Below are 13,882 nucleotides of genomic sequence, written 5' to 3'. Positions count from 1 at the left end.
GGTTCGAGTTTGCTCCCGAACAGCGTTTGTTGCAAGCGCATTTCCGATGACTACCCTGGGAGTGTGGACGAGCAACCGGACGACCCCGACCTGCCCCGGGTGGCGCGGCGGTTGAGCGCGGAGATCGGCCCGTTCCGTCGGACACTGCTCGCCACGGCCCGCCGCTCGGTGGCCCTGCCCGACATCCCCGACGCGCAGATCGAGGTGCTCCGGCGTCTGGGGGAGGACGGGTGGTCGAGTCCCACCGCGCTGGGCCGGTCGCTCGGGCTCGCGCGCTCGACGGTGAGCAACCTCGTCCAGGCGATGGAGCGGGACGGTCTGGTCGAGCGTCGTCTCGCGCGTGGTGACGGGCGGAGTACCGAGGTCGGGTTGACCGGCCTCGCCGAACGCCGCCTCGCGGACTACGACGCATCCGCCGAGCGGGTCCTCGTCGACGCGATGGACGCGCTCTCCGAGGGCGACCGGCGAGCGCTCGTGGCGGCCGTGCCGGCACTCGAGCGCCTGCGAGCACGACTCGACGAGCGCGGGGGCGCCTGACCCCCCCCGACCACCGGGTCCAGCGCATCCCGGGCGTGTCGCGCTTGTGCACCCCGGGCGTGTCGCACTACTGTCGTCCTCCTGCCCATCGGCAGGACCGCCCGTCCCGGGCACCACCGGAAGGACCGCGCGTGCGCACCGTGCAGCACCACGAACAGCGAGTCGAGCTCCAGCTCGACACGCTCGCCGTGCTGCCCGAACAGCGCAACCAGCAGCAGTCCGACCGCTATCCCGCGTAGGCACGCGACGTCACCCGACGCCCCGTGCCCACCCGGCCCGGGGCGTCCTCTCCACGACGCTGCCCTCCGAACGCCACGCCTCGTGGTGCCGGACGGCAGCAGGACCCCGCTCCGGACCGTCACCGAAGACCGTCACGAAAGCGAGACGAAGCAATGGAGAAGATCACCGACCGGCTGCTGAGCTGGGCCTCGATGCTCGAGGAGAACACCGAGCAGCAGGCCCGCACGACCGCTCGCATGCCGTTCGTGTTCCCGCACCTGGCCCTCATGCCGGACGCCCACCTGGGCCTCGGCGCCACCGTCGGGTCGGTCATCCCGACCCTCGGCGCGGTCATGCCGGCAGCCGTCGGCGTGGACATCGGCTGCGGCATGATCGCGGTCCGGACCCAGTTCACCGAGGCCGACCTGCCCGACGACCTGCAGGAGCTGCGCGAGCAGATCGAGCGGGCGATCCCGCTGTCGGCCGGTGCGTCGAACCGGAAGATCGTCGCCACGGCCGAGCCCCGGATCGCGGAGCTCGAGACCATGGCCGAGGCAGCCGGGTTCGACCCCGCGGGAGCGCACGGCGGCTGGCGCAACCAGCTCGGCACGCTCGGGTCCGGCAACCACTTCATCGAGGTGTCCCTCGACGAGGCGGACCGCGTCTGGCTGTTCCTGCACTCCGGGTCGCGGGGTGTCGGCAACAAGATCGCCCAGCGACACATCGCGGTCGCCAAGAAGGCCATGCAGCGCTGGTGGATCGAGCTGCCCGACCCCGACCTGGCGTACCTGGTCGAGGGGACCCCGGAGTTCGACCGGTACATCGCCGAGCTGCGGTGGGCCCAGCACTTCGCGCTCCTCAACCGCGAGGAGATGATGGACCGCGTCGTGCGGCAGCTGTCCGAGGCCGTCGGCACGCCCGTCGACGAGCAGGAGCGGATCAACTGCCACCACAACTTCACGCAGCGCGAGACGCACTGGGGGAAGTCGGTGTGGGTCTCCCGCAAGGGCGCGATCCAGGCGCGGGCCGGGCAGCCCGGGCTCATCCCCGGGTCGATGGGCACCGCGTCGTACGTCGTCGAGGGGCTCGGCAACAAGCCGTCGCTCGAGTCGTCGCCGCACGGTGCCGGTCGGCTGTTCTCGCGGAGCGCCGCCCGGCGGACGTTCACGCACGACCAGCTGCGCGAGGCGATGGTCGGCATCGAGTACCGCGACACGGACGCGTTCCTCGACGAGATCCCGGCGGCGTACAAGCCGATCGACCAGGTCATGGCCGACGCCTCGGAGCTCGTGTCGATCCGGCACACGCTGCGGCAGGTCGTCAACGTGAAGGGCGACTGACGTCGCCGCCACGCAGGGTCGGGAGGCGCGGTGCGGGCCCGCACCGCGCCTCCCGTCTGCCAGATGGCCGGGTGTCACCGCCCGTGCCGGACACGGCCCGTTCCGTCGGGCACGCTCGATGGCGTGAGTGAACAGGCGGAACAGGCGGCCCGGAAGACCGGTCGTGGAGCGAAGCGCGTGGCCGACAGCCGGTGGTTCGAGCTGACGGCACGCGCCGGGTTCGTCGGCAGCGGCATCGTGCACCTGCTGATCGGCTACCTGGCGATCCTGCTCGGCGTCGGCAACGCGTCGTCGGGCAGCGAGACCGACCAGTCGGGTGCGCTGCAGCAGCTCGCCGCGGTCCCCGGCGGGGTCGTCCTGCTCTGGGTCATGGCCGTCGGTTGTGCTGCGCTGACGATCCGGCTGGTGCTCGAAGCCGTGGTCGGTGGGAGGACGGACAGCGCCCGCGCCTGGGGCAACCGCTTGAAGAACGTCGGGAAGGCCGTGGTCTACGGGGTCATCGCGTACTCCGCGGCGTCCTACGCGGTCGGAGCCGGCACGAGTTCGAGCGGGTCCTCGCGGAGTGCTGCCGCGAAGGCGCTCGCGACGCCCGGCGGCGTGTTCCTCCTGCTGCTCGTCGCCGCGGTGGCCGTCGCGATCGGCGTCGGCCTCGTGGTGATCGGCTGCCGCCGCTCGTTCTGGAAGCAGCTCGTGCGCCCGCGCCAGCCGCTCGAACGCGTCGTCACCGTGCTCGGCGTCGTGGGGTACGTGCTGAAGGGGATCGCCGTGGTGGTCGTCGGCGTGCTCATCGCGGTCGCTGCCTTCCGGAGCGACCCCGACCAGGCGACCGGACTGGACGGGGCGTTCGACGCCCTCCGCTCGATGCCGGGCGGGGCGGTCGTGCTCGTCGCCGTCGGCATCGGGTTCGTGGCCTTCGGCGTCTACAGCTTCTTCCGCGCCCGCTACGCTCGCCTCTGACACGGACACGGTGGACGCGCACGGAGGCGGCACCGGTAGACCGGTGTCATGAGCAGCAGCGCGACGACCGGACCCGTGACCGTCTTCTCCGACGCCGGAGCCGTCCTCGCGGAGAGCATCGTGTAGGACCCCGGGACGAACGAGCTGCGGTGGGTCGACATCACCCTCGGCACCCTCACCACCGCGGACGCCCACGGCACGGTCACGTCCACCGTGCAGCTGCCGCCCCCGCTCGCGAGCTTCCAGCCCCGCGCGGGCGGTGGCTTCGTCGCGGCCCTCGGCGACTCCGTCGTCGTGACGGACGCTCAGGGCGTCGTCGAGCGTGAGATCGCCCGGGTCGAGCACGCCACGGCCGGCCTCCGGTTCAACGAGGGCAAGTGCGACCCGTTCGGCCGGTTCCTCGTCGGCAGCATGAACCTCACCACGGGGGAGCCGGACGGTGCCCTGTACTCGATCGAGCCGGACGGCACCACGAGACTCCTCCGCGGCGGCTTCGGCGTGACGAACGGCATCGAGTGGTCGGAGGACGGCACGGTCATGTACGTCACGGACACGAGCGCGTCGACGATCTACCGCGGGTCGTACGGCCCCGACGGGGAGCTCGGCGAGCTCGAGCCGTTCGTCGTCGGGTCCGCGCACGACGGGCTGGTCCGCGACGACGAGGGCTGCTCGTGGAGCGCGGTCTACGGCGGCGGTCGGGTCGAGCGGTACGGTCCGGACGGATCGCACCTCGAGACCGTCGAGCTCCCGGTGTCGAACGTGACGTCGGTGGCGTTCGGCGGCCCGGACATGTCGACGCTGTTCGTCGCCTCGGCGCGGGAGAACCTCACCGAGGAGCAGCTCGTCGCGCACCCGCACTCCGGTGCCGTCCTCGCGGTGCCGACGCGGGTGCACGGGTTCCCCGCGAACACCTTCAGCGGCTGACGGGGCGCCGACGGCGGGATCGGGGGCACCGCGGGTATCCTGGGCGATCGCCCGAACCGAGGAGCGACGCCCGACCCGAGGAGACCGAAGTGGACGACGAGCACACGGACGCGACACCGGACCCCGCGAAGCGACTGGACGAGGCCGAGAACGCCGACGTCACGGTCGAGGTCGACCGGGTCGCGGTCGACGGCACGTACGTGCGCGTCAGCTCCGTCGGCGAACCCGGCGACCGCGCCTTCCTGCTCGTCGCGGGGCTCGGCATCGCCGCCACGTACTACGAGCGGCTCGCCCCGCACCTCAACGAGAACGGCCCCGTGCACGCCCTCGACCTGCCCGGCTTCGCCGGTGTCCCGCGCTTCCGCGGGAAGGTCTCGATCGAGCGGTACGCCGACGCGGTCGAGAAGGTCATCGACGACCTCCGACTCGTCGACCCGGTGCTCGTCGGCCACTCGATGGGCACCCAGGTCGTGACCGAGGTGGCAGCGCGTCGTCCGGAGATCTCCGACCTGGTGCTCATCAGCCCGGTGGTCGACTCGCACGCGCGCACGGTCCGGCAGTCGGCGTTCCGGTTCCTCCGGTCCACGTTGCACGAGCCGGCAGCCGTCCGCTGGCACGGCATCACGGCGTACGCCCTGTGCGGCTGGCACTGGTTCTCGAAGGTGTTGCCGCGGATGATCGCCTTCCCGATCGAGGAGCGCGCCGCCCACGTGCAGGCACGGACGCTCATCGTGCGCGGCGAGCACGACGCGATGGTCCCGCGGGACTGGGTGCGCCGGCTCGCCCGCGTGTTCCCGTACGCGGTGCTGCGCGAGGTCGTCGACGGCGCGCACTCGGTGATGCACGCGCAGGCGGACGCGGTCGCCCAGCTCGCCGTGGACCACGTGGCCGGACGGCTCCCCGACCGCGGGGTGTCCTCGCTCCAGCGCGTCCGCGACGACTCGACGGCGTCGGACCTGTCCCGGCTCGGCCCCCGCGAGGCCTGGCTGCTCGTCAAGTCGCGCTTCGTCGAACTGCTCGGCATGGCGAAGAACGACGACGAGACGCTCGAGGCGGCGAAGTCGGCGCACGCGGTCGCGATGGCGGACGGCGACGACCTGCCGGTCGACCCGGCGGATCGCCGCGAGATCGTCGACGAGGTGGCTCCGGAGACCCGCAAGGCGGGCTGATCCCGCGGACCGGCCCGCGGACGGACGCGACCGACCGGAGGCGCGGTGCCGGTCTCGTGGACCGGCACCGCGCCTCCAGGGTGGACGCGACGCTACGGCGTGATGCGCCCGATCAGCATGTCCGGCGTGAGCGCGTGGGCATCGGCGAGGACCTTGCGGGCCTCGTCGGTCTTGTCCCAGACGTTCCAGAGCAGGACGCCGCGCACGAGGTCGTCGTCGTCGAGGTAGTAGACGACACCTGTGACGGTCGGTTCCTGCCAGTCCTCGACCGTGCGCAGCTTCGTGGTGACCTGCCCGACCGCCTCGTACCCCATGTCGAAGACGTCGGAGTAGAACATCGGCGTGTGGTCGTACGTCTCGTCGGCGTCGGCGAGGTTGCGCCCCGCCTGCCGGCCCTGCTGCTGGGCGTTGTCGACGTGCTCGACCCGGCGCGTGCCGAGGATCCGGTCGGGGTACTCGGCGACGTCGCCGGCGGCGAACACCGAGTCGTCGTCGGTGAGGAGCGTCGAGGACACGACGATGCCGTCCCGCACGGTGAGTCCGGCGTCCGCGGCGAGGCGGGTGGCCGGTTCGATGCCGAGTCCGACCACGACCGCGTCGGCGGACACCTCGGACCCGTCGTCGAGGGTCAGCGTGACGCCACCCTCGTGCTCGGTCCCGTGGTCGACGCGGCGCCCGAGCCGGAGCTCCACGCCGTGGTCGACGAAGCGCTGCTGGAACGCCCGGGCGAGGTCCTCCGGGAACATCCGGCCGCCGACGACCTCGTCCGGGTCGACGAGCGTCACCCGGGCGCCGTTCTGCACGACGCCGGCCGCGATCTCGGTGCCGATGTACCCGCCACCGACGACGGCCACGTGGGCCCCGGCGTCGGCGAGCTCACGGAGGCGTCGGTAGTCGGTGGCGCTCCGGTAGTCGAGCACCCGGTCGGACGGCGACAGCCCGGGGAGCCCACGGGGCGTGCCGCCGGTCGCGAGGAGCAGCCGCTCGTAGCCGTGGGTCTGCCCGTCCGAGGTCGTGACGGTCTTCGCCGCGCGGTCGATCGCCGTCACCGCGGTGCCGAGCACGAACGTCGCGCCGGTCTCCTCGGTGTGCAGGTCGACCTTCTCGTCCCAGCTGAAGTCCGGGTCGGTCCACAGCTTCTTCGAGAGCGCCGGCCGGGCGTACGGCCGGTCGACGTCCTCGCTGATGATGCCGATCGAGCCGTCGGCATCGAGTTCGCGGACACCGCGGGCAGCGGCGTCGGCGACCATCCCGCCGCCGACGACGAGGTAGCGGAAGTCGGTCATGGCGTCTCCTAGATCGTTGCGACCGAGCCGGAGTCGACCCGGTAGTTCGAGCCGTTCACGAAGCTGGCGAGGTCGGAGCAGAGGAACGCGATGACGTTCGCGACCTCCTCCGGCTCGCCGCGACGCTGCAGCTCCATGTACGGGCGCTCGTCGTCGAGGAACGACGCGATCGCCTCGTCGAAGGTCTGGCCGGTCTCCTCGGCGCGCTTCTTCATCATCGCGTCGGTCATCGGCGTGTGGATGAACGCCGGCGACACGGTGTTCACGAGCAGGCCCTCCTTCGCGTAGGTGCGGGAGAGGCCCTTCGCGAAGGACAGCACCCCGGCCTTGGCCGCGCAGTAGGGGAGCTCGTCGTCGTACGGCTGCGACGCGTCCTCGGACACGAGGTAGACGATGCGACCCCAGCCGCCCTGGCGCAGGTCGCCGATGAACTCACGCGTGATCCGCACCGGCCCCATCAGGTCGACGTCGATGGTGTCGAGCCATCCCTGTTCGTCGATCTCGTGGAACAGGCCCTGGGCGCCCGTGACGCCGGAGGACTGCACGAGGATGTCGATCTCGCCGACGGCGTCGCGCACCCTGGTGTGCAGGTCGGCCAGGCTCGCGGCACTCGTGACGTCCGCGGCGAAGGCGTGCAGCCTGCCGTACGGCGCCTCGAGCTGATCGGCGCTGTTGTCGAGCTGCGACTGGTCGAGGTCCGACACGACCACGGTCGCACCCTCCGCGAGGAGGATGCGAGCCGTGTTCCAGCCGATGCCGGAGTCCGCGCCGAAGACCAGGGCGGTCTTGCCCTGGATCCCGAGGTCCACCTGGTGGCCGCTACGCGTGCGCCGAGGCGTCCGCGACCGCGGGCGTGGTGGCCGAGGCGAGCGGGGTGCTCGGTGCGCGGTTCTCGGCCGAGACCATCCACGCGAGCTGCTCGAGGCGCTCGATGAAGCCGTGCAGCAGGTCGGCCGTCGTCGGGTCTTCCTCGTCGACCTCGTCGTGGACGTCGCGCATGGTGCCGGTCGCCTGGTAGAGGCGGAGCGTCACCTGGTCGATGGCGTCGTGCGTGGTGATCTCGCCCTCGGGGAACTGGTCGAGGTGGCTCGACGCCGCGACGGTGCTCGAGCGGCCGTCCGGGACCGCGTACAGGGCGCGCATGCGCTCGGCGGTGTCGTCGGCGAACTCACGGGCGGCGTCGACGATCTCGTCGAGCTGGAGGTGGAGGTCCCGGAAGTTGGTCCCGAGGATGTTCCAGTGGGCCTGCTTGCCCTGGACGTGCAGGTCGATGAGGTCCACGAGGACCGCCTGGAGGTTCTTGGCGAGCTTGTCCGATGCGTGCATGATCGGTTCCTTCCGCGTTGGTGGCCGGTACCACACCGGTCTACGCGGTGCGGCAGGACGTCCGCTCAGAGGACGCGTCCCCCGTGGTCCGATCAGTGCGTGACGGCGGGGTCGACCTGGTCGACGGCGGAGCGCATCTGCTCGAGGAACACGGCGACGACGCGGGCGTCCTCGGGGGAGAGTCCCTCGGCGATGCCCATCATCCGGCGGTGCATGATGCCGAGGGTCGCGCGGACCTCTTCGTCGGTCTCGGTGGTCGGGGTGATCACGAGGGCGCGGCGGTCGGTCGGGTGCGGGTCGCGGCGGACGTGGTTCGACTTGACGAGGCGATCGATGAGGATCGTGGTCGAGGCGGACGAGATCTTGAGGTACGCCGCCAGGTCCTTCGGCTTCACGGTGCGCCCGGCGCGCTGCGCCTGCAACAGGAAGCGCACCGCGAGCAGGTCGGTCTCGCCCATGCCCATCGAGTCGCGGGTGCGTCGACGCATCGCGGTCTCGGCGGCGCGGTACCGGCGGAGGGCGTTCAGGACGGTGACGCCCCGCTGGGTCGCGTCGTCATCGGGGAACCAGTACCCGGACGCTTCCGTGATCTCCTGCGTGGACATGGCGTTCAGGGTAGCCCGTCTCGTTGCTAGAGCGTCTAGGGATCTCACGGGATGCGGTCTCCCGCACCCGTGGACGGATGGGAGGCGCGGTGCGGGCCCGCACCGCGCCTCCCGTCCGTCGTCACGTGCGTGACGTCGTCAGGCTGCGGCCTGCTCCTCGGTCGCCTCGGCGAGCGCGGTGAGGGCGCCCTGGACGAGCGTGGTGACCTCGGCGTCCTCGCGCGGGTGGGCCTCGGCGAACCGGACCACCGACTGCGGGATGGCGACCTTGACGTCCTCGAGGACCTTCGCGCCGGCGATCCCGGCGACCTTGCGGGCGTCGTCGTGGGCCCAGACGCCGCCGAACTGGCCGAAGGCCGAGCCGATGACGGCGAGCGGCTTGCCGGACAGCGGCGAGGCGCCGAACGGACGCGAACCCCAGTCCAGCGCGTTCTTCAGGACGGCCGGGATGGTGCCGTTGTACTCGGGGGTGACGAGCAGGACGGCGTCGGCGGCGGCCACCGCGTCGCGGAAGGCGACGGCCGAGGCGGGCGGGGTGTCGCCGTCGATGTCCTCGTTGTAGAAGGGCAGGTCGACGATGCCGTCGAAGGTCGTCAGCTCGATGCCCTCCGGGGCGTGGTGCGCAGCCGCCTCGGCGAGCTTGCGGTTGATGGACTCGGCGCGGAGGCTGCCGACGAGGGCGAGGACGTTCGTCATCGGGGATCCTTACTGGTTCTGTGACGGAAAGGTGTCATCGACAACCAATGCGTGCGCGTGGACCCCTATTCCCGGTCCGGTGGATCGTCGGTACGTTGGCGACGTGAGCACGCTTCGGACGCCGGCCAGCACGCCCCGCACGACCGACCCGGACTGGTGGCGGAACGCCGTCGTCTACCAGGTCTACCCACGGAGCTTCGCGGACACGGACGCCGATGGCCTCGGCGACCTCGCGGGCGTGACGAGCCGCGTGCCCTACCTGGCGTCGCTCGGCGTCGACGCGGTCTGGCTGTCGCCGTTCTTCCCCTCCCCGCTGGCGGACGGCGGCTACGACGTCGCCGACTACCGGGACGTCGACGACCGCCTGGGCACACTCGACGACTTCGACGCACTGGTCCGTGCGCTCCACGAGCACGACATCCGGCTGATCGCGGACATCGTCCCGAACCACACCTCGGACGAGCACGCGTGGTTCCGTGCCGCGCTCGCCGCGGCCCCGGGTTCGCCGGAACGCGCTCGGTACGTGTTCCGGGACGGTGCCGGTGCCGACGGGTCGCTCCCGCCGAGCGACTGGGTGTCGAACTTCGGCGGCAGCGCCTGGACCCGCCTGCCCGACGGCCAGTGGTACCTGCACCTGTTCGCCCCCGAGCAGCCGGACCTCGACTGGTCGAACCCGGAGGTCCGTGCCGACTTCGAGGACACGCTGCGCTTCTGGTCCGACCGCGGGGTCGACGGCTTCCGGGTGGACGTCGCGCACGGCCTGGCGAAGGACCTGTCGACCCCGTACCGTCCGTCCGACGAGCACCACCTGCCGCTCGACGGCTCCGATCCGCTCTACGACCGCGACGAGGTGCACGAGATCTTCGCGGCGTGGCGCCGGGTGCTCGACGAGTACGACCCACCACGAGCCGCCGTGGCGGAGGCCTGGGCGCCCGCGCCGCGCCGCGTGCTCTACGCCCGGCCGACCGAGCTCGGGCAGGCGTTCAACTTCGACCTGCTCGAGGCGCCGTTCGACGCCGCGGCGTTCCGGGGCATCATCGAGCGGAACCTGTCGGCGTCGGCGCAGTCCGGGGCGTCGAGCACGTGGGTGCTGTCGAACCACGACGTCGTCCGGCACGCGACCCGCTACGGCCTGCCGGACGGCACGGACACCGACGCGTGGCTCCTGACCGACGGCACGACACCGTCGCTCGATCGTGCGCGGGGGCTCCGGCGGGCGCGGGCGGCGACGCTGCTGATGCTGGCGCTGCCCGGTTCGTCGTACGTCTACCAGGGCGAGGAGCTCGGGCTGCAGGAGGCAGCGGCGATCCCGCACGAGGCGCTGCAGGACCCGAAGTGGATCCGCACCGGGCACACCGTCAAGGGGCGGGACGGGTGTCGCGTGCCGATCCCCTGGACGACGTCCGGGCCGTCGTTCGGGTTCGGGGCGGTCGCACCGCACCTGCCGCAACCGGCCGACTTCGGGGCGTCCTCGGTCGAGGCGGAGGACGGCGACCCCGCGTCGACCCTCTCCCTCTACCGCGCGGCGACCGCCGCCCGACGGGACCTGCAGCGGGGCGAGGACCTCGCGTGGATCGAGGCGCCGGACGGGATCGTGGCGTTCGCGCGGCACGACGGGTGGCGTTCCGTCACGAACTTCGGGACCGAGCCGGTGCGGCTGCCCGCCGGCGAGGTCGTCGTGTCGTCCGGTCCGCTCGGCGACGGGGTGCTCCCCGGGGAGACCACCGTCTGGCTGCGCTGAGCCGGACTCTTCCTCCACAGCCAGGAGGCGCGGGGACGCGTTCCACAGATCGGCCGACGCCCGCCTGACGGGGACCCTCCGGTCGCGACGATCGGGGCATGACAGCTCCCAACACCCCGCCGGGCGGTCGACCGCCCGCCAGGTCACGCCGGCTCCGCCGCGTCGCGGCCGTCGCGTCCGTCCTGACCGTGCTCGGTGTCCTCGCGGCACCCGGCCTCGTGCCGTCCGCCTCCTCGGCCGACGAGCTCGCCTTCCCCTACGAGAACCAGTTCGCCACCGCTGCCGGCGGCGCCCTGCACGGCGACGCGGCGATCGTCGACGGTCGGCTCCGGCTGACCGACGACGTCAAGGACCAGGCGGGGGCGTGGTCGATGCACGACACGTTCCCGTCCGACCTCGGGCTCGAGATCGAGTTCAGCTACGCGATGTACCGCGACGTCGACGACCCGGGTGCCGACGGCCTGCTGCTCTTCCTCGCGGACGGCGCGGCCGAGCAGGGCGTCGGGTCGTTCGGCGCCGGGCTCGGCTACGCGTGCCGGCGCGAGGCGTCCCAGGGCGGTGGCCTGTCCTGCGACCTGCCCGGGGTCCCCGGCGGCTTCGCCGGCATCGCGGTGGACCACTACGGCAACTTCTCGACGCCGATCAACTACTCCGGACCCGGGGCGCGGCCGGACACCGTGTCGATCCGCGGCTCCGGCGACGGGGTGCTCGGCTACCGCTGGGTCGGCGCGGCCCCCGCTCCCGGTGGCACGGAGACCGCCGGGGCGACGCTCCGGAAGGTCCGCGTGACCCTGCTCCCCGGGGACGCCGGGGAACTCGCGGTCACCGTCCGGCTGCAGGACGGGGACCGGATGCGGACCGTGCTCGACCGGGTCCCCCTGCACGGCGACGGCCAGGCACCGCTGCCGAGCACGCTCCGCCTCGGGTTCGCGGGGGCGACGGGCAGCCACGTCAACGTGCACGAAGTCGACGCCCTGCGCGTCTGGACGCCGACGGACGTCACCGTCACACACGACCTCGCGCCGAGCGTCCCGGCGGGTGCCGACGTCGAGTACACGGTGACCGCTCGGAACGCCGGCGTGAACGCGTCGGACCCGAGCGCGCTCGAGGTCGACGTGCCCGACGCCCTGCGCGACGTCACGTGGACCTGCGCGGCGGCCGCTGGGTCGTCGTGCGGGACCGAGTCGGGCGCCGGCGACGTCGCCACCGATCTCGGCCTGCCGCGCAACGGGACGGCCACGGTGACGATCAGCGGCCGCACCGCCGACGACGCGGAGGGCACGCTCGAGAGCGTCGCCACGATCCGACCGGCGCCCCGGACCGCCGACACGAACGAGGACGACAACACCTCGGCGGCGAGCACCACGGTCGCCGCCCGGGTGGACGCGCACGTCGAGACGGACAAGTCCGTGTCCCCCTCGACGGCGGTCGAGCCCGGTGACGAGGTCGAGTACACGATCACCGCCCGCAACCGGGGCCCGGGTACCGCCGAGGACGTCGGGGCGGTCGACGAACTGCCGAGCGCGATGCGGTTCGTCGGGTCGCCGGACGACTGCACGGCCGAGGGGCAGGACGTGACCTGTCGCTCCGGTGCCGCGCTCGCCGCGGGGGAGACCGTGTCGTTCCGAGTCCGGGCGCAGCTCGACCCGGCGTACTCCGGGGACGGGTCGGACGTGGTGAACGTTGCGACCGCGACGTCGCCGAGCGATCCGGACGGCGGCGACCCCTCGCCGGGCGTCGGGATCGTGGTGGTCCCCGGCGGCGGCGGTGGTGACGGCGGCGACGGCGGCTCCGACGGGCCGGGTGACGGCGGGGACGCTGACCCGGGCCCGCGCGACCGGACGCCCGACGGCCGCGGGGCCCGTCCCGCCGGGGACGGTGGAGACGGCGGGGACGCCGGGCCGGCTCGGACCGGAGCGCTCGCCTACACCGGCACGGAGGACCTCGGCGTGGTCGCGGCGGTGGCCGCCGTCGGTGTTGCGGCCGGGGCGACGTGCTGGTGGCTCGCGCGGCGGCGTGCGCGCCGACGTTCGGCGGAAGACGAGGTCGGGTCGACGCCCCGCTGACGCCTGCTGGTTCGAGCATCCTCAGCGGCCGATCGCCCCGCGCGGTCGGCCGCTGCACCGTGCGGCGGTAGGATCGAACCACGATCCGCATGCCCGAAAGAGGTCTCGTGTCCGACTCCGTGGACGACTCCGGCCAGCGCGCGCGGTACTGGCCGATCCCCGTCCTCCGGGCCGTGCCAGCCGCGATCGTGGCCATCGTCATCACCTTCTCGTCCAACCACGCGGCGGGCTACGGCCTGCTGCTGTTCGGTGGGTTCGCGGCGGTGGACGGACTCGTGCTGCTGCTCGCGGGGACGACGCGGCTCCCGGCGGACGGACGGTCGCGCCGGACGACCCTCCTGCAGGCGGTGATCACCCTCGTCGCCGCGGTCGCCGCGTTCGCGTGCAACGGCCTCGGCCTGCCGGCGTTCATCGCGGTCGTCGTCGCCTTCGCCGTCCTCACCGGGGCGTTCGAGCTCACGCAGGGGCTCCGCGCCCGTGGGCGTTCGCCGTTCGCGCGCGACTGGACGACCGTCGGCGGCCTGACGCTGCTGCTCGCCATCGCCTTCCTGGTGACGCCGCCCGACTACTCGCAGGAGCTCGGCGGTGTCGAGCGGGTCACCGGCACGCTGGACGCCTCGATCGTCCTCGTCGGCCTGCTCGGCGCCTACCTCGCCATCACCGCGGTCTTCCACGTGATCGCCGGCCTCTCGCACAAGTGGGGAACGGCGGCCCCGGCCGCAACCCCGGACGGAGCACCACACGCATGACCACCCCCAGCCGTCGCGACCGCCTGCGCCCGGTCGAGCTCCTCGGGATCTCCGCGATCGTTGCGGTCTTCACCGGGCTCGTCGTGCTGCTCGCCACGCGTGAGCTCCAGCTCGCCGCGATCTTCCTCGGCATCGCGTTCATCGTCGTCGTGGTCGTCCTCGCGATGCTGCAGCTCGCGTCGACGAGCGACCAGGACGACAACGACATGCTCGGTGGTCACAAGGCCCCGGGTGAAGGAGACGGCAACGACTTCCACTGAGTCGGAG

13 protein-coding genes and 1 pseudogene are annotated in these 13,882 nt (G+C 72.5%); 9 read left to right on the top strand and 5 right to left on the bottom strand.

Annotated features, from left to right (window positions below):
* Window positions 1-63 precede the first annotated feature (63 nt).
* The 5 genes and pseudogenes from ACEN8D_RS09665 to ACEN8D_RS09645 all read left to right on the top strand — a co-directional run bounded on the left by ACEN8D_RS09665 (window position 64) and on the right by ACEN8D_RS09645 (window position 5,146).
* Window positions 64-537 (top strand): MarR family winged helix-turn-helix transcriptional regulator, encoded by a 474-nt coding sequence (locus ACEN8D_RS09665; RefSeq protein ID WP_309778132.1) that lies wholly within the window; start codon window positions 64-66, stop codon window positions 535-537.
* Window positions 538-929: 392 nt separating this feature from the next.
* Window positions 930-2,096 carry an RtcB family protein gene (locus ACEN8D_RS09660; protein ID WP_309778133.1) on the top strand — a complete coding sequence of 389 codons (1,167 nt, stop codon included), beginning with the start codon at window positions 930-932 and terminating at the stop codon, window positions 2,094-2,096.
* Window positions 2,097-2,219: 123 nt separating this feature from the next.
* Window positions 2,220-3,053 (top strand): DUF1206 domain-containing protein, encoded by an 834-nt coding sequence (locus ACEN8D_RS09655; RefSeq protein WP_309778134.1) that lies wholly within the window; start codon window positions 2,220-2,222, stop codon window positions 3,051-3,053.
* A 141-nt stretch (window positions 3,054-3,194) separates the two neighbouring features.
* Window positions 3,195-3,977: pseudogene (locus tag ACEN8D_RS09650) on the top strand (SMP-30/gluconolactonase/LRE family protein); the annotation flags it as partial.
* 89 nt (window positions 3,978-4,066) lie between these two features.
* On the top strand, window positions 4,067-5,146 hold the full coding sequence (locus ACEN8D_RS09645; RefSeq protein ID WP_309778136.1) for an alpha/beta fold hydrolase: 1,080 nt from the start codon (window positions 4,067-4,069) through the stop codon (window positions 5,144-5,146).
* A 92-nt stretch (window positions 5,147-5,238) separates the two neighbouring features.
* On the opposite strand, the gene ACEN8D_RS09640 is transcribed toward ACEN8D_RS09645, so the two are convergent.
* The 5 genes from ACEN8D_RS09640 to ACEN8D_RS09620 all read right to left on the bottom strand — a co-directional run bounded on the left by ACEN8D_RS09640 (window position 5,239) and on the right by ACEN8D_RS09620 (window position 9,059).
* Window positions 5,239-6,432 carry an NAD(P)/FAD-dependent oxidoreductase gene (locus ACEN8D_RS09640; RefSeq protein ID WP_309778138.1) on the bottom strand — a complete coding sequence of 398 codons (1,194 nt, stop codon included), beginning with the start codon at window positions 6,430-6,432 and terminating at the stop codon, window positions 5,239-5,241.
* Between the two features lie 8 nt (window positions 6,433-6,440).
* A complete protein-coding gene (locus ACEN8D_RS09635) occupies window positions 6,441-7,241 on the bottom strand; it encodes an SDR family NAD(P)-dependent oxidoreductase (RefSeq protein WP_261646949.1) in 801 nt (266 codons plus the stop codon).
* Between the two features lie 10 nt (window positions 7,242-7,251).
* Window positions 7,252-7,758, bottom strand: a complete 507-nt coding sequence (locus tag ACEN8D_RS09630; protein WP_144756919.1) for a Dps family protein — start codon at window positions 7,756-7,758, stop codon at window positions 7,252-7,254.
* Window positions 7,759-7,850: 92 nt separating this feature from the next.
* Window positions 7,851-8,363 (bottom strand): MarR family winged helix-turn-helix transcriptional regulator, encoded by a 513-nt coding sequence (locus ACEN8D_RS09625; protein ID WP_070417171.1) that lies wholly within the window; start codon window positions 8,361-8,363, stop codon window positions 7,851-7,853.
* 138 nt (window positions 8,364-8,501) lie between these two features.
* On the bottom strand, window positions 8,502-9,059 hold the full coding sequence (locus ACEN8D_RS09620; RefSeq protein WP_413399137.1) for an NADPH-dependent FMN reductase: 558 nt from the start codon (window positions 9,057-9,059) through the stop codon (window positions 8,502-8,504).
* Between the two features lie 103 nt (window positions 9,060-9,162).
* Here ACEN8D_RS09620 and ACEN8D_RS09615 point away from each other — a divergent pair, with 103 nt between their 5' ends.
* The 4 genes from ACEN8D_RS09615 (at window position 9,163) to ACEN8D_RS09600 (ending at window position 13,875) form a co-directional block, all read left to right on the top strand.
* Window positions 9,163-10,800, top strand: a complete 1,638-nt coding sequence (locus ACEN8D_RS09615) for a glycoside hydrolase family 13 protein (protein ID WP_413399138.1) — start codon at window positions 9,163-9,165, stop codon at window positions 10,798-10,800.
* A gap of 98 nt (window positions 10,801-10,898) precedes the next feature.
* Window positions 10,899-12,866: a hypothetical protein gene (locus ACEN8D_RS09610; protein ID WP_495600995.1), complete on the top strand. Its 1,968-nt coding sequence runs from the start codon at window positions 10,899-10,901 to the stop codon at window positions 12,864-12,866.
* Between the two features lie 107 nt (window positions 12,867-12,973).
* Window positions 12,974-13,615 carry a DUF308 domain-containing protein gene (locus ACEN8D_RS09605; RefSeq protein WP_309778144.1) on the top strand — a complete coding sequence of 214 codons (642 nt, stop codon included), beginning with the start codon at window positions 12,974-12,976 and terminating at the stop codon, window positions 13,613-13,615.
* Entirely contained in the window at window positions 13,612-13,875 is a 264-nt protein-coding gene (locus ACEN8D_RS09600) for a hypothetical protein (protein ID WP_309778146.1), read from the top strand. The genes ACEN8D_RS09605 and ACEN8D_RS09600 overlap by 4 nt, the downstream gene beginning before the upstream one ends.
* Window positions 13,876-13,882 lie beyond the last annotated feature (7 nt).

It is taken from the genome of Curtobacterium sp. Curtsp22 (genome assembly GCF_059492135.1).
Note: the sequence above shows the minus strand (reverse complement) of the source record. Positions and strands in the feature narration are given on the sequence as shown.